At 44.1% G+C, this 15,056-nt stretch carries 17 protein-coding genes; 2 read left to right on the forward strand and 15 right to left on the reverse strand.

The window, feature by feature from the left end:
• Positions 1-125 precede the first annotated feature (125 nt).
• A complete protein-coding gene (locus ERX55_RS08610) occupies positions 126-917 on the reverse strand; it encodes an alpha/beta fold hydrolase (RefSeq protein WP_133452166.1) in 792 nt (263 codons plus the stop codon).
• A 9-nt stretch (positions 918-926) separates the two neighbouring features.
• Positions 927-1,619, reverse strand: coding sequence for a hypothetical protein (locus ERX55_RS08615; protein ID WP_165983756.1), 693 nt, complete (start codon positions 1,617-1,619; stop codon positions 927-929).
• A 78-nt stretch (positions 1,620-1,697) separates the two neighbouring features.
• Here ERX55_RS08615 and ERX55_RS08620 point away from each other — a divergent pair, with 78 nt between their 5' ends.
• Positions 1,698-2,219: an NUDIX hydrolase gene (locus tag ERX55_RS08620; RefSeq protein WP_165983757.1), complete on the forward strand. Its 522-nt coding sequence runs from the start codon at positions 1,698-1,700 to the stop codon at positions 2,217-2,219.
• Here the strand turns inward: ERX55_RS08620 and ERX55_RS08625 are convergent.
• The 13 genes from ERX55_RS08625 to pta form a co-directional block, all read right to left on the reverse strand.
• Entirely contained in the window at positions 2,198-3,124 is a 927-nt protein-coding gene (locus tag ERX55_RS08625) for a magnesium transporter CorA family protein (RefSeq protein ID WP_165983758.1), read from the reverse strand. The two genes, ERX55_RS08620 and ERX55_RS08625, sit on opposite strands and share 22 nt — an antisense overlap.
• Before the next feature lie 2 nt (positions 3,125-3,126).
• Complete coding sequence (locus ERX55_RS08630; RefSeq protein WP_165983759.1) at positions 3,127-4,050, reverse strand: FecCD family ABC transporter permease; 924 nt, start codon at positions 4,048-4,050, stop codon at positions 3,127-3,129.
• A complete protein-coding gene (locus ERX55_RS08635; protein ID WP_165983760.1) occupies positions 4,028-4,837 on the reverse strand; it encodes an ABC transporter substrate-binding protein in 810 nt (269 codons plus the stop codon). The genes ERX55_RS08630 and ERX55_RS08635 overlap by 23 nt, the downstream gene beginning before the upstream one ends.
• 58 nt (positions 4,838-4,895) lie before the next feature.
• Positions 4,896-6,554 carry an arginine--tRNA ligase gene (gene argS / locus ERX55_RS08640; RefSeq protein ID WP_133452172.1) on the reverse strand — a complete coding sequence of 553 codons (1,659 nt, stop codon included), beginning with the start codon at positions 6,552-6,554 and terminating at the stop codon, positions 4,896-4,898.
• The gene (locus tag ERX55_RS08645; protein ID WP_133452173.1) at positions 6,551-6,961 is read right to left on the reverse strand and encodes a YwiB family protein; all 411 of its coding nucleotides are present in this window, start codon (positions 6,959-6,961) and stop codon (positions 6,551-6,553) included. The genes argS and ERX55_RS08645 overlap by 4 nt, the downstream gene beginning before the upstream one ends.
• A 132-nt stretch (positions 6,962-7,093) precedes the next feature.
• A complete protein-coding gene (locus ERX55_RS08650) occupies positions 7,094-7,600 on the reverse strand; it encodes a YwhD family protein (RefSeq protein WP_133452174.1) in 507 nt (168 codons plus the stop codon).
• Positions 7,601-7,612: 12 nt separating this feature from the next.
• Positions 7,613-8,908 carry an HD domain-containing protein gene (locus tag ERX55_RS08655; protein WP_133452175.1) on the reverse strand — a complete coding sequence of 432 codons (1,296 nt, stop codon included), beginning with the start codon at positions 8,906-8,908 and terminating at the stop codon, positions 7,613-7,615.
• Between the two features lie 77 nt (positions 8,909-8,985).
• Positions 8,986-9,459: a GNAT family N-acetyltransferase gene (locus ERX55_RS08660; protein WP_133452176.1), complete on the reverse strand. Its 474-nt coding sequence runs from the start codon at positions 9,457-9,459 to the stop codon at positions 8,986-8,988.
• A 100-nt stretch (positions 9,460-9,559) separates the two neighbouring features.
• On the reverse strand, positions 9,560-10,672 hold the full coding sequence (locus ERX55_RS08665; RefSeq protein ID WP_133452177.1) for a GNAT family N-acetyltransferase: 1,113 nt from the start codon (positions 10,670-10,672) through the stop codon (positions 9,560-9,562).
• Positions 10,673-10,685: 13 nt separating this feature from the next.
• Complete coding sequence (locus tag ERX55_RS08670; protein ID WP_165983761.1) at positions 10,686-11,798, reverse strand: ATP-grasp domain-containing protein; 1,113 nt, start codon at positions 11,796-11,798, stop codon at positions 10,686-10,688.
• 141 nt (positions 11,799-11,939) lie between these two features.
• A complete protein-coding gene (locus ERX55_RS08675) occupies positions 11,940-12,266 on the reverse strand; it encodes a YuzB family protein (RefSeq protein ID WP_133452179.1) in 327 nt (108 codons plus the stop codon).
• A complete protein-coding gene (locus tag ERX55_RS08680; RefSeq protein WP_208001522.1) occupies positions 12,259-13,095 on the reverse strand; it encodes a lipoate--protein ligase family protein in 837 nt (278 codons plus the stop codon). The genes ERX55_RS08675 and ERX55_RS08680 overlap by 8 nt, the downstream gene beginning before the upstream one ends.
• Positions 13,095-14,081 carry a phosphate acetyltransferase gene (gene pta, locus ERX55_RS08685; RefSeq protein WP_133452180.1) on the reverse strand — a complete coding sequence of 329 codons (987 nt, stop codon included), beginning with the start codon at positions 14,079-14,081 and terminating at the stop codon, positions 13,095-13,097. The genes ERX55_RS08680 and pta overlap by 1 nt, the downstream gene beginning before the upstream one ends.
• Positions 14,082-14,234: 153 nt before the next feature.
• Between pta and hemQ the strand changes: the two genes are divergently transcribed.
• Positions 14,235-14,984 carry a hydrogen peroxide-dependent heme synthase gene (gene hemQ / locus ERX55_RS08690; protein ID WP_133452181.1) on the forward strand — a complete coding sequence of 250 codons (750 nt, stop codon included), beginning with the start codon at positions 14,235-14,237 and terminating at the stop codon, positions 14,982-14,984.
• The last annotated feature ends 72 nt before the right edge of the window (positions 14,985-15,056 follow it).

The following is a 15,056-nucleotide window of genomic DNA, read 5'->3' on the forward strand; positions in this document are numbered from 1 at the left end:
TCAGGAAAATGGCTACCGTAGGTAGTCAGCTTATCTGTAAAAACAATAAAAAGACGAAGAAAAATGTTAAACATACATTTTTCTTCGTCTTTTTTTATAAGCTAGAACTCCTTATGTCCCAGACTCTATACTTGCGTTTCTGTAGAAAGAAAGGTCTGGATATCCTCCAGAAATCTTTTTTGTTCCTCTATCATCGGCGCATGTCCGCTGTTTTCATAAAGGTAATGAAAGCTATTCGGAATCTCCTTGCTTAAAGTATAGCCGTTATCAGGTTTGATCAGTTCATCATGTTTACCGCTTATAATCAGGGTCGGGGCAGTGATGTGATGTGCGCTGCTGAGTAAGTCAATTCCTTCTGTTGAATGATTGACCGCAGTACGCTCCCGTTTCGTTAAATTAGTATCTGTATCGCGTAAAGACTTCTTCCACTTGTTCACTTTCTTCGCATCGTGATACAGATATTCCTCAAGAAACTTCTGACGCTTCTCGGGCTTCATCGTCCGGAGAATGTTTGAATACTGGGCCTGAAACTTATCCTCTGACACATTAAACGGTTCATTGCCGACTGTTACTAATATCAGGCGCTGCACAATTCCAGGATAGCTACTTGCGATTGCTTCAGCTACCATTCCTCCTAGACCATAACCTAGGAAATGAGCCTGCTTGATCAGCAGTTCATCCATTACTGTCAGGACATCTTCCATATAATCTTCCATACGGATTTTGAAGGGTTTATCTGAGTGACCGTGTCCCCTTAAATCAATTTTGATCAGCTGATAGTTCTCTTTTAAAGCTGTCTCAAATTCATTAAACATCGTCACATTCATAAACTGACCATGCAGTAAAATCAGCGGATAACCTCTTCCACTCACTTCATAATGAATGGCTACATCATTTTCTGTTACGATAATATTCATGTTGTTCTCCTAGTCTCTTGTTATTTTTCCGAGTTCAAGAACATCAGATTGGTCATCCAGTTTGAAGTCCTCTGTGTACTCTACGACCTTGATGATACAATTCGGCCCAATGGTGACCTGGTCGCCTCTGACCAGATCAGCGATTATATTCTCCACATATACATGACCGCCATCTATTTCGTCTACTTTTAGAGAATGATCCTGATCCTTGAAAATAAGGGCTTCTCGTTTAGCGGTGATGTTAATATCGGATGCTGTCAGATATTCGGCTGAACCATTGTGAGTGACGATAATATTTAATTGGTCCGCACGGACATCATGCAATTGAAGGACGCCTTCCAGACGTACTGATGCAGCCTCTATTGTGCCTGCTGCCTGAAGTTGACCTGTTGATTGAATGGTCTCTGCCTGGCAGTGAGCGCCCAGTTCAAGTATACCTGCATTATTGACCGTATGTGCTACAACCCCATCCGTCACTTTCAGATAAGCCTCTTTTTGGTTGGTCAGGTGAGTTGTTTCCAGAGTGGATGTGATCTCCACTTCGCCTGCATTGACTAAATATGGTGCATTCAGACGTCCTTCAATGACAACTGAGCCACTCTGCACATCCACTTCATGCGCTTCAACACTCGAGGTATACGTTATAGATTGGTCCAAGTGAATTGTTTCAAAAATACCGCCCGCCAATCTCTCCACTGTCATTCACAGCTCCTCTATCAAATGTTTTTTATGTTATACCCTTTTGTTAAGATAGTAACGAACAGACAGGGGGAATCATCCGTGAAAAAATTAATGGCACAACACGACTACCATATCTTTAAAATTAAAACACTTGAAATGACTGTGGGTGGTGAACAAGGTATCTTCTATCAAATTGTCCAGCCTGACTGGGTCAATATTATTGCTTTTCATAAAGGCCAGCTCATTGTGGAAAAACAGTTCAGAATAGGCTGTGATCAAGAGATTCTTGAACTGCCTGCTGGTATCATCGAGCGTGACGAAGGGATCATCGCTGCAGCAGAGCGTGAACTGCTGGAGGAAACCGGTTATAAAGGATGTGGACAGCTGCTAAGTGAGATGCTGCCTAATCCTGCGCTCCAGACGAACCGGTGTCATACCGTGCTGATTCCGGAGACAACTAACACCGGTCAGACTCAGCCGGATTCATTTGAAGTCATCTCTACTGAGCTCATGTCTCTGTCCGAAGTGGAAGCAGCTATTATGCATGGACAGTTCCAGAATGCGCTCCATATCGCTTCACTTTACCAATACCATCTGCATCAGAAAAACTTATTCTTATGATGTGACTTGTTATCAAGAAGATTACCCATCCATCCTTTACCTTTCAAGTAGATATAGATGAAATACGTCACCATTATCATCAATAGAAGTGCCATTAAATAGCCGAGCTTCCAGTCCAGCTCCGGCATATACTTAAAGTTCATGCCCCATATAGCGCCGAGCAGAGTGGCAGGAGCAAACAGAGCCGTGAAAATCGTCAGTGTCTTGGTGATTTCATTGCCGCGATAAGAGGAGACCAGATTCTCAAAATCGAGCAAGGCGTCTATTTCTTCTTCATAAGCATTGATGAGGAATCTTGCACGTTCCACCCGCATCTTCATCTGATAATAATACTTGCTCTCCTCAACTTCCTTGCCAAACGCTTCTTCTGTCATCATAAAGAGTTCGGTCACCGTCACAATCTGTGTTTTACAGAGCAGCAGCTGATGGTCCGCTTCCGCTACCTGGTTAAGAATCTTGATATTGTTACGCTCCTTGACTTCCCAAAGAATTGAATGAAGCTTCTGTTCAAATATATCAATCTGTGCCATATATTCGTGGGTCGTATTTTTGATGATGATATAAAAGGTCTCGACAGCTGAACGCCTGCTCTTGTCATTTAAAAGCTCTACTTCTGTATAAGAGAACATCTTCGGCACATCTATATTCATCAGGATTAAATCATCCCTATCGAGATAAAACTGAAAATCTGCATGATCAGCTTCATCTCCAAGGCTCTGCCTGTAAATGTGAGAACCCCAGAGTGCTTCATGATCTTCCCTTGTTTCAATCTTCAGTATATTGCCGGTCATCACGGACATTTCACTTATTCGTTCTGTCCAGGTGATATCTTCAGGTCTGATATCCTCTACATGAAGTGCCTGTTTAGTCCAGCTGCCATTGTGATAATGATAATAACTAGTCATGACTATCCCCTTCTCCATTCTTTTTTGAGCATCATCGTCATCAGTAAAGGAAGTCCTGCTAATGATAGCAGCACACTGACGGGTATCTGCAGTGGCGTCAACATGTTATTACCCAGAAAATCTGCTGCTATAACCGCCACTCCCCCTACTATTCCCGTCGTCAGCAGTGTCGTCGTCTGTTTAAAAAACTGGGGCACAATCAGCCCGACAAATCCGATAATACCCGTGATACTGACCAGCACAGCTGTCATGATTGAGGCTGTAATCAGCGCTGTATATTCCACTTTCTGCTGTTTAATCCCTACACCGCGTGCGATGGTTTCACCGCTTGCGCTTATCATGATCGGCCGCGCAAGTTTAAGGAGTACCACTATTCCCATTAAAGTCACCGGCACCAGCACATAGATATTCTGCCATTCGGCTGCACCAATGCTGCCAAAGAGATAATTTAAGAGTTGTCTCGATTGACCCGGCCACAGGATAACCAGACCGTAAAGGGCACTTGAACAGAAGAAGTTAATGAACATGCCGAAAAGTATCATACCGGCGCGCTGGTCCCGGCGGAAATAAAGCTGGGTCAGTGAGACGACCGCAAGAAGGGTCAGAAGGCTGCCTGTGATGCTCATCACCGTAGCGGAGATACCCAGCAGGACAGCCAGCGCACTGCCAAGACTTGCACCACCTGCGATACCGAGCGTGAAAGAATCAGCTAACTTATTATTGAAGATGGTCTGGAAGACTGCCCCTGTAGCGGCAAGGATAAAACCTGTCAGGAATCCGAGCAGCGTGCGTGGCAGGCGGATGTCCCGGATAATCAGCCAGTCAAATGCATCGACGGGCAGGAGATGTCCTTTCACAAAGAAAATATGGCAGAACATAGCACCTGCCAGGATGATAGCTAACCTAGTCCTCCAGGGCTTGTGCAAGTTCTTCCAGTCCTTTCGCGATTCTTGGGCCTGGCCGCGTCATCCAGTCATCATTCAACGTATCTGTTTTGACACTTTTCAGTCCTGGACGCTCTTTGACAAGTCTGGCGTAATCTTCAGCCTTAGCACCCGTCACAGATAACATGATATCCGGTTTTCGTCGCACTACCGTTTCAAGTGCGACAGGCTGCCATCCTTCAATGTCATGGAAGGTGTTCGTCACTTTAAGCTGTGTCAGCATATCATCCAGCATGGTATGCTGCCCTGCTGTATAGATATCCGGCTCTGACGAGACTTCTATAAATACTTTCTTGTCAGGTAAATGGTCATACTTTTTCAGCACTGCCGCTGTCTCCTGCTCAATGCGATCAGCCAACTTTTCGCCTTCTTTTTCATGCCCGACCGCTTCAGCAATCTGCATCACTGTGTCATCTATTTCATCCAGCTTCTTCGCTTCTTTGATATAGACTATCTTGACGCCCTTATCTTTTAGTGAGTCCAGCACTTTCTGCTGACTCGCGCGCGCAGATTCATGGGTCACAATGACAGAGGGCTTCGCTCTCAGTAACTGCTCTTTATTCAGATTAAAACTGTCAAACTGTTCTTTCGTCTTCACGTCTTTCGGGAAGTCATCATTGGTGGTCACACCGACTACTTCCTTGCCGAGTCCCATCTCATAGAGAATCTCTGTGTTACTAGGCATCAAACTGATGATTCTTTCTTCCGGCTGCTCCGCCTGGCATCCGCCGAGCAGAAACAGTGAGAGTAATATGACTGATTTTTTCATGGGCATCTCCTTTATCATAGAAAAATAGCGGAACTGATTCTTCAGTTCCGCTTGGGAATTACATCTTTTCCGGGGCAGAAACACCGATTAATGTCAGGGCATTTTTCAGTGTAATTCTAACCGCTTCAATCATGGCAACATGCGCGCTTGATTTCGCAGCGTCTTCTGTCAGAACTTTCTCTGCATTATAGAATTTATGGAAGTGACTTGCTAAATCCTGAATATAATTCGTAATGCGATGAGGTGCACGATGCTCTGCAGCTGATTCTATCGTACTTTCAAAGTCAGCAACACGTTTCAGCAGTTCATATGCCTTGTCATTGGTGATAAGACTGAAATCCGCGTTTGCATCAATGTCAATACCTTGCTCTTTGGCTGCTCTGATGATCGAACAGATACGTGCGTGCGCATACTGGGCATAATAGACAGGATTATCACTTGATTCACTCGTCGCAAGCTCCATATCGAAGTCAAAATGAGTATCCGGACTACGCATCGTCAGGAAATAACGGGCAGCATCAACACCCACTTCATCCATGATATCGCGCAGCGTGATCGCATTTCCCGTCCGCTTACTCATCTTCATCTCCTGGCCATCTTTCATGAGACGGACCATCTGCATCACCTGTACCTCAAGACGCTCTGAATGGATACCGAGCGTTTCAAGCGATGCTTTCAGACGAGGGATATAGCCGTGATGGTCAGCACCGAATAAATTGATAAGCGTATCATTGCCACGTTCAATCTTGTCATAATGGTATGCGATATCCGGCAGGAAGTAAGTATAGCTGCCATCCTTCTTGATAAGGACGCGGTCTTTATCGTCTTTAAAGTCCGTTGTGCGTAACCATGTCGCATCATCTTCTTCAAAGATATAACCGTTATCTGTCATCTTAGCAAGTGCCGCATCAATTTTGCCTGTCTCATATAATGTTGTTTCACTGAACCAGTTATCAAAATGGACATTGAAGTCCGAGAGATCCTGTTTCAGTTTCTTCATCTCATACTCCAACCCAAGTTTACGGAATGCTTTCAGACGTTCATCAGACGGCATGTCTTTATAGCTTGCATTCTGCTGAGCAAGCTCTTCTGCGATACCGATAATATCCTTGCCGTGATAGCCATCTGCCGGCAGTTCAGCTTCCTGACCCAGTGCCTGCAGATAACGTGCTTCGATTGAGTAAGCTAAGTTCTCAATCTGCTTACCGGCATCATTGATATAATATTCTCTCTCCACTGGATAGCCTGCCGCCGCCAGAACATTAGCCAGAGTATCGCCGACTGCCGCATTACGTGCATGTCCGATATGCAGATCACCTGTCGGGTTCGCAGATACATATTCAAGAAGAATCTTTTCCTTCTTCCGTTCAGACTGATGGCCAAACTTCTCCTGCTGAGACAATACCTGTGAGATAATATCCGTCAGATAGCTGTTGTCCATATAGAAGTTGATGAAACCCGGTCCCGCAATCTCCACTTTTTCGACATGCGCTTTAGAGGCATCCAGATTGTCGACAATCAGCTGTGCAATTTCACGTGGGTTGCGTTTGGCAAGCTTTGTCAGTACCATCGCAATATTAGAGGCATAATCCCCATTTGCTGTATCTTTAGGTGTTTCAATCTTGATTTCAGGTACTTCAGTCACGAGTTCCGCCTTTAAAATGGCCGCTTTGATTTCTTCAATCAAAGTGTTTTTGAGCGTGTTAACAATATTCATTGTAATCTCTCCTTATAATCCAGTTGATATTTAAAATGCCCGTGACTGACGTTCTGCTCACTGAGTTCATATTCAATGACAAGACGGCCACCGACCGCTAGTTTTTTATAGTCAAGTTTTGTAGTGTGGACATCCATTACAGCCCGGCCTGCCGGGGTTTCGTAGGAATTCTGTGTGGTTTTGCCTTCTACAAACAGAAAATCCATGTTGATCATGCCTTTACGGGAGATACGGATGCCTGCCGGATCGAGTTTGACTCTGACGGCAATCGTTTCATCTCCCACTTCTTCTGTGTAAGTGAGATAAGGCACGCGCTTTTCGGTCAGCTCACCAGCGCTTTCTCCCCTGAATTTCTGCACTTCATTATGCTGTTTAATTTTCTGCTCTGTCGATACCCAAATTTTCATTTTTATTCACCTGCAAACATTATAGCAAAAAATAAAGAAAGCAGGTACAGTGACCTGCTTTCTTTAGTGTCCTAGCTATTTTGATAGCTAGTACCATCTTACGACTCTCTTTCTAAAAATTCAAGGGGTTCACTATTCTGACACATTTAACTGTGCTTTCAGTTCCTGCGGTGCATTCTGCCACATCGTTTCATTATGTTGCTGCAGGAATTCAGCGAGCACCCGCTTATTATCCTCACCCATCTGGTCAAGAATAAAATGATGTTTCATCGATTTATCCATCATATTGACATGTTCATGCATCCGTTTGAACGCTCGCTTCTTCACTTTATTGACGAGCATATAGCACGCTGTAACCCCTGCATAGTATGGACCATTCACACCCCGCTCTGTTGTCACCCAGACCAGCCAGTAAGGTTTCGCATCCTCACCCTTCACTTCTTCTTCATCGTCTATCCATTTTACACGCTTTTCCACTTCACTTCTCGCATGCATAGCCCCGATATCAATGAAGGCATGTTTCTCAAGCACATCTATAAAGACAGGAGCCACATTCTCAAGGCTGATTGCGCCTGCATTGGTGCCTTTGTGCCCGTCTAAAGGATCATTCTTAATAATATTGAACTGAAATTGTGCCATTTGACTTCACCTCTAGTTTAATTCATTCAGCAGATTAATAATGGCGCCTTTAATGGCCGGATCCTTGATATTCACAATCATCTCTTTCGGATAATAAAGCTTATAATCCATCCGGTTGACGCCTGTAATACTGTTGATAATGACAGACTGTGTACTGATTTCTTTAATCTGATTCTGACGTGTCAGCAGATGAATCGGTTTACGATTATTTTTGGAGCCCGGCCGGTCATAGTCATAAGGCAGATCGCTGTAAGCGTCTGACACAAAATAATACTCGGGATCAATGCCTGCCTGCATGAAAAGCTCAGTCAGTTCACCGATTGTAATCACAGAGCCATCAAACGGCAAATACTTGAACAGATCGCGATTAACAAATCGTCGCGACAAATCACTTAAAATAGCATCTTCCTCATCCATCCACTCCTGAAGATAGAAAAATAAAACCGTCTCATCCAGCCTTAAGTAATCCTGAACAGAAACTGTATCTTTAAAGAAGGGTAGCAGATGAACGGGTGGTGACTTAAACTGATAACCTGCTTCGTACAGTGCTTTCACCCGTTTAAAACAACGGTTCAGCAATACTTCTCCGCCTCTGCTGACCGGATGAAAATAAATCTGCCAGTACATCTGATAACGGCTCATCAAATAATCTTCCACCGCATGCATACCGCTCTCTTTAATGACGACTTCATCTTCCGTCGGCCGCATCAGCCTTAAAATACGCTCCATATCAAAACTACCATAACTTACCCCCGTGTGGTAGGCGTCTCGCTGCAGATAGTCCATACGGTCAGCATCTATCTGTGAAGATATCATCGAAATAACCAGCTTATTCTGATGCGTCTTGTTGATGACGTCTGCTACTTCCTGCGCGAAGCCGGGATGTACACGCGACAGAACAGCATTGACTTCTGTATCGCCTGTAATGATCGCCTGGGTATATGCCTCGTGATCTGTATGGAATATCTTCTCAAAACAATGAGAGAATGGCCCGTGCCCCAGATCATGCAGAAGCGCTGCACACAGCGCCAGCGGTCGATCCTCGTCATGCCAGGCAGGCCGATTTCTGAAGATTTCATCAATCATCCGTCTGACGATTTCATAGACACCGAGCGAATGCGTGAACCTTGAATGCTCTGCAGAAGGAAACGTCAGATACAGTGTACCGAGCTGCTTGATACGTCTCAATCGTTGAAATTCCTTCGTCTTGATCAAATCCCAGATCAGCTGATCTCTGACGTGGATATAACGATGGACGGGATCTTTAAATACTTTTTCTTCAGGCATTTTCTGAAATTGATAGCTCATTCGTGTCCTCCAACATAGAATACTTCAATTTTACCATAAAAAAAGGAAACGCTCTCGTATCGCGTTTCCCTGTAGACTTATAGTTTTTTCTTCAGTAAACCTGTTATGACTTTCTCTCCGAATAAGTCTTCTTCATACTCGCGAACAAGTTCAAAGCCATTCTTACGGTAGAACTGACCTGCTGTCTGATTGTCACTTGCCACCTCAACAAAAAGTTCCGGGTAATCGTTACAGATTTCAAGACCAGAAGCAATCAGTCTGCCCCCGATATTCTGACGCTGGTAGCCGGGAATCACGTATATAGCTGATAAAAAGAGTTCTGTGCCGTTGATCAAGTTTGTAAATCCAACGACTTCGTTGTTTTCTTCCGCCACTAGAAATACCGAACTAGCCAGTCTTTTTGTCAGATGTTCATCACTATAAGCGGCTGAAAGAAACTGGGCGATAGTACTGGCTGCCACAATGTTCTGATACGTATCATGCCATGCCATCGTCGCAACACGGCGGATAGCCGGAATATCTTCTATATTCGCCTTTCTGATATTAACCATATGCCACACCTCTTAATAAAAAAAGAAAAGACGGACCTGCGTCCGACTGTTCTCTTTAAAATGATATGCTTATTATACCGCAAAATTGTCAGAATAGTAGCTAAACTGTTGACTTGAACTGGAGTTTTTTGAGTAAAAATGCACCAAGAGGTGTGGCACATTTAATAAATATAGCGTAGAAGACGCGTTGCTCTATCTTGAGATGTTTCGTATAAATCAGATGATATTCAAGAAAGGGTCTGGAGCCACGCGCCAGTTTGTAGTCTTTTGCACCTGCACTGTTATTGATTTTAAGCCCCTTATCATTCGCATACTGATAGAGCAGACCACTCGTCATAAAATACAGCCCTTGATAAGACTGGTCCATCCCAAAGTACGCCGGGAACAGCATATCTCCTTTTTGCTGGACCCCCATAAAAGAAACGATGCGCTCGTGCTCTCTTAACACAAACCATTTGAGCGATGTATGGTGATAGATAAAACGGAAAAAGTCAGCAGTATAATGCGGATTATGTATAGAATATTTATCAAGATAAACTTGCTTATATAAAGGAATAAGCGCATCAAAGTCAGCTTCTGACAGCTCGTCTGAGACAGTCAGTCCACTTTTCTCAAGTTTTTTGCCGTCTTTTTTGAGGTCTTTCCGTTCATTCTTCGTATGGGGCTCAGCAGAATCATAGAGATAGACAGCGCGAGATATCAGTGGTTCGTAACCCGCTCCTTCCAGCTGTATTTTGACCAGCTCATCACTGACCGTCCTGAAGACAAGTGCATGACGCGGATAGCGGCGACTGAGCTCCTCTGTAATCTGCTCAATGTGCCTGAGCTGGTCGCCGGTGTAGAGCGTCGTTGACATAAAGGACGGAAAAACAGTGACCGTCTTTTCCCGCGTGCCTTTTAAGACCAAGCGCCCTGCACTGAGCAAGAGACCTGCTCCTTTTTGAACGAGCGGAGGTAAGGTCATCCGTTCAATCTCACTGACCATCTCCTCGATATATTGCCCGGTAAAGGAATGAATCCAGCTGTCCTGATAGCCGCCAGATTTAACGCTGTATGGTATCAGTTGCCCATCTATCAGCAGCACCTCTACTTTCGCCTGTACATTCGTGATGCCGCGCTCAATCCCATTCATCATATATTTCAGATAGTCTTTATTGACAGGTGAATCAGTGACTTGTTCAAACGGAATAGCATCGAACCTCGTATAAATCATCGAATCCCTCGCTTTATAAGCTGATCAGTTCATCATTCCATTCAATATCATGCGTCGTGATTGCATTGACGGCGACTTTCCTTCTTTTTGCCGAGACCCACCACCGGGCCCCGCTGATCAGCTGTTCAAAGAAAATCACTTTTTCGTTAGGGTGCCAGAAGACATCTTTGCCGTATTTGAGCTTCTCGAAGGTGTCCTTCTTCGGTTTCTTCATCCAGTTGAAAAGCGAGACAAAAATCAGCTGTCTTACCTCATAAGTCGGGGCAGTGACTGTCAGATTCCAGACTTCAGGCTTCATGAACAAGGCACCATTCGTTGCTCTCGGATTGCACTCGATGAAATAAAAATCACCGGTGTTGCTGCACTGAATAACGTCAAAGGCAATCTGATAAGACCACTCTAGTTTATGGATGACCTCTTCAATCACTGCCTGCAGTTCAGGGTTGCGCTGTGAATGAAAATGCGTGGAACAGTTGTAGCTTTCATGTGTGTTAGATAAGTAAAGTGACGTCGACAGGGTTCTTCCTTCATAAGCCATTGAATATGAACACCACTCTGTCCCGTATATCAGCGTCTGAATCATAAAGGGAAACTGGACTTCATTGCCGAAATCTAATGAATATCTGGAGATTTTACGTACAGACTGACCAAAACGTCCAAAAGGCTGTTTGACGATATAGTGTTCAGCTGGATGGTTTGTGATGAAATGAGTCAATTCTTTTTTAGTATAGACATAAGCGGTGTCAGGGACTTTGAAGCCCATCTCCTGCATCAGCTTTGTAAAATTGAATTTATTATGGACAGACAGCATTTTATCGATATCCTCTACCCAGACCGGTGCCGCCAGCAGATGCTTGGAGTATGAAAGGTAGAATGATTCTTCGTTGAGCGGCAGAATATAATCGATATGGTATTCACGTACAATCGCATTGATATCTTCTATGTATTCCAGTGTAGAAAAGCGGGGAGAAGTCGTCATGATGAATTTCTCGATGAATTTAGTATTTTTGATGCTGACTTTATTGGTAGAATCAGTCAGATAAACCTGATTGCCGAGCGCACCCTGCTGCTGGACTACTGCATAAGAGATCGGTGCACGTGCACCTGTTATCAGAATACGTTTCATCTGTATAAGTCCACCTTTCATCTCATCATTATTCTTCCCCTCTACTATATCAAGCTGTTGTAAAGCCCCTGTAAATTTGAGATAAAGATAATGTTGTTGCATTGTAAAGAAAAAAGTTCCACCGTTCATAATGGCGGAACTTTACTTCATACGTTTTGCTTTGATTTTTGCTTCCTGCTCTTCCATCCGGCGTTTACGTTCTTCATTACGTTTCTGAAGACGTGCCTCTTCCTCCGGATCACGTTTTTGTGCCAGTCGTTTCTCGACTTTCTCCATCAGCTCTTCTTCTGTATGGGCAGCACATGGACGGTTGTTCACAAACGCAAAAGTTTTCTTTCGTCCGGGACCACAGTAGGATTGACATGCGACTTCAACTTCCGCATCTGGATCAAGCTTCTCGAGTTTAGGCAATAATGTTCGCAGGTTAACGGCCTGACAGTCATCGCAGACTTGAAACTTATTACGCATTGCTGTTCACATCCTCCATATTTCTTCTCATTTTATCATTACGCTCAATCATTCTATCGAAGTAATCATTATACAATGACCAGGCCTCATCTGTCATCTCCAGCATCGATAAATCTGAACCCAGGCTTTTCATGGCCCCTAACAGCTTAAAAAGAACTTCCTGGACAGTCAGCTCAAGCCCCAGCAGTTCGCTTAAACTCGCCATATCTTGAGGATGAATGTCAGGATAGCTGAATTTTGTCTTCTCATTTTGAAGGGCCCGCTTGTAGAATTCCTGCATGAGCTGTGCACGCTCACTGCCGCTTCCTTCTACACAGAGATAAATCTGTACGGCCACGCCGCCGCGCACCCGTCGCTGAGAGATGCCAGCGAACTTCCGGTCGTTGATGCTCAAGTCATAACTGCCCGGGCAATATGAGTGCTCAATTTCCTTCGCTTCAATCATCACACCATAGTCTTTGAACATCTCTTTAATAAGTTGATACATCAGCTCATAACCGCTATCTATCGAGAACGATTCCCCGCCGTTGAAGATCAACGAGATATTAAGGACCCCGCTATCCAGCACGACACCGAGTCCGCCTGAATTACGGACGATGGCGCCATACCCCTGTTCAATGAGATAATCAATTCCTTCTTTCAGATGAGGCAGTCTGCTGTCATGGATTCCCAATATGACGACATGCTGATGAATCCATGTACGGACGACACTATGCCAGTTCTCCTTACCGACTAAATGGCAAAAGGTATCATCAAAACTGAAGGACTGCATGGGCTGCAGTCCTGTCGTGTGATCAATATATTGCCATCTGTCCTGAAACTTGGACATTAAAGCGTTTGTGCTGCTGTGATGATCGCTAAATCATAGACATCATCAGTTGAGCAGCCACGAGATAAGTCGTTGACAGGTGCATTTAAACCTTGAAGGATAGGGCCGATTGCATCAAATCCACCTAAACGTTGAGCGATTTTGTAACCGATGTTACCTGCTTCAAGACTTGGGAAGACGAATACATTCGCATCACCTTGGATTGGTGATTCAGGTGCTTTTTTAGCAGCAACAGAAGGAACAAATGCAGCATCGAACTGGAATTCACCGTCGATAATAACATTTTCGAGCCCTGCTTCTGCTTTTTTCTCTTGAGCAAGACGAGTAGCTTCAACAACCTTTTCTGTTTCAGGCGTTTTTGCTGACCCTTTTGTAGAGAAGCTGAGCATCGCCACTTTAGGTTCCATACCGAAGCTTTGAGCTGTTTTCGCACTTTCAATAGCGATTTCCGCTAAATCAGATGCTTCTAAAGTAGGGTTGATGGCACAGTCTCCAAACACATACTGCTCGTCTTCACGTAACATGAAGAAGACACCAGATGTTTTCGCGACGCCTGGTTTTGTTTTGATGATTTGCAGTGCTGGACGCACAGTGTCAGCTGTAGAATGTGCAGCACCTGATACAAGACCCGCTGCTTTACCTGTATGCACAAGCATGGTACCGAAGTAGTTGCCGTCGTTCATCAGCTGTTCAGCTTGCTCTTCAGTTGCTTTTCCTTTACGACGTTCAACGAAAGAAGCGATTAATTCTGAACGTAATTCACTCGTCGCAGGATCAATAGTCTCTAAACCGTCTAAAGATACACCGATTTTTTCGCTGAGTGCTTTCAGTTCCTCTTCTTTACCTAGCACGATAGGTGCCACGTAGTCAGATTTGCCGAGTTCCACTGCCGCTGCAAGAACACGCTCATCGTTACCTTCAGGGAAAACGATACGAACATTTTTCCCTTCTAATTTGCTTTTTAATACATCCATTAAATTAGCCATAACAGCCTCCTAGTAGTGTTTCATACAATTTACATCCTTATTATAGAGCATTTACGAATAGAATTCACGTCATCAATTTGTAAAAGTCTGAATGCAGAATTTTCCGCTAATTATGGTATATTGGAGAGGACTAAGACAAGAGGAGAGATATGAATGATCGAAGCAGCAAAAACACTCGATGGCTGGTATAGCCTCCATTTATTCTACGCCATCGATTTCACAAGCCTGAAACTCGTTGAAGCAGAAAACCGTGAACAAATGGTCACTGAGCTTAAAGAATATTTAACCAAGCTTGAAGCGAATCATGAAGCAAAAGAAGGCTCTTATGCGTTCTACAACATCACAGGACAGAAGGCGGACTTAATGCTCTGGATGCTACGTCCTGAAATGAAGCAGCTGACAGCACTTGAAACAGAATTCAATAAACTCTCTATCAGCGACTACTTAATCCCTACTTATTCATACGTATCTGTCGTTGAACTGAGCAACTATTTAGCTGGTGACTCTAATGAAGATCCTTATCAGAATCCTCATGTCCGTTCTCGCTTATATCCAGAAATCCCTCGTACAGAGTACGTTTGTTTCTATCCAATGGACAAACGTCGTGAGGGTAACGATAACTGGTATATGCTTGAGATGGATCACCGCAAAGAACTGATGCGTTCACATGGCATGATCGGACGCAGCTACGCAGGTAAAGTGAAACAGTTCATTACCGGTTCCGTCGGCTTTGACGACCATGAATGGGGTGTTACACTCTTCGCTGACGATGTACTGCAGTTCAAGAAGTTAGTATATGAAATGCGTTTCGATGAAGTCTCTGCCCGCTACGGCGAGTTTGGTGAGTTCTTCGTCGGCAATATATTGAAGCAGGATGACCTGTCATCATTGTTTGAAGTTTAATAAGGAAGAAAAGAGTCCGTTACTTTGTGAGTAGCGGACTCTTTTTAGATGACTGATGATGGAAGTTTGGGA

Origin of the sequence: Macrococcus bovicus (genome assembly GCF_004359575.1) — a bacterium.
Taxonomy (GTDB): domain Bacteria; phylum Bacillota; class Bacilli; order Staphylococcales; family Staphylococcaceae; genus Macrococcus; species Macrococcus bovicus.

Coding starts and splice junctions, on each gene's coding strand:
- ERX55_RS08665 (WP_133452177.1), bottom strand. CDS start 10,672: ATGATTTATACGAGGTTCGATGCTATTCCGTTTGAACAAGTCACTGAT.
- ERX55_RS08655 (WP_133452175.1), bottom strand. CDS start 8,908: ATGAGCTATCAATTTCAGAAAATGCCTGAAGAAAAAGTATTTAAAGAT.
- hemQ (WP_133452181.1), top strand. CDS start 14,235: ATGATCGAAGCAGCAAAAACACTCGATGGCTGGTATAGCCTCCATTTA.
- ERX55_RS08635 (WP_165983760.1), bottom strand. CDS start 4,837: ATGAAAAAATCAGTCATATTACTCTCACTGTTTCTGCTCGGCGGATGC.
- pta (WP_133452180.1), bottom strand. CDS start 14,081: ATGGCTAATTTAATGGATGTATTAAAAAGCAAATTAGAAGGGAAAAAT.
- ERX55_RS08625 (WP_165983758.1), bottom strand. CDS start 3,124: ATGACTAGTTATTATCATTATCACAATGGCAGCTGGACTAAACAGGCA.
- ERX55_RS08610 (WP_133452166.1), bottom strand. CDS start 917: ATGAATATTATCGTAACAGAAAATGATGTAGCCATTCATTATGAAGTG.
- ERX55_RS08650 (WP_133452174.1), bottom strand. CDS start 7,600: ATGGCACAATTTCAGTTCAATATTATTAAGAATGATCCTTTAGACGGG.
- ERX55_RS08645 (WP_133452173.1), bottom strand. CDS start 6,961: ATGAAAATTTGGGTATCGACAGAGCAGAAAATTAAACAGCATAATGAA.
- ERX55_RS08680 (WP_208001522.1), bottom strand. CDS start 13,095: ATGTCCAAGTTTCAGGACAGATGGCAATATATTGATCACACGACAGGA.
- ERX55_RS08660 (WP_133452176.1), bottom strand. CDS start 9,459: ATGGTTAATATCAGAAAGGCGAATATAGAAGATATTCCGGCTATCCGC.
- argS (WP_133452172.1), bottom strand. CDS start 6,554: ATGAATATTGTTAACACGCTCAAAAACACTTTGATTGAAGAAATCAAA.
- ERX55_RS08615 (WP_165983756.1), bottom strand. CDS start 1,619: ATGACAGTGGAGAGATTGGCGGGCGGTATTTTTGAAACAATTCACTTG.
- ERX55_RS08670 (WP_165983761.1), bottom strand. CDS start 11,798: ATGAAACGTATTCTGATAACAGGTGCACGTGCACCGATCTCTTATGCA.
- ERX55_RS08675 (WP_133452179.1), bottom strand. CDS start 12,266: ATGCGTAATAAGTTTCAAGTCTGCGATGACTGTCAGGCCGTTAACCTG.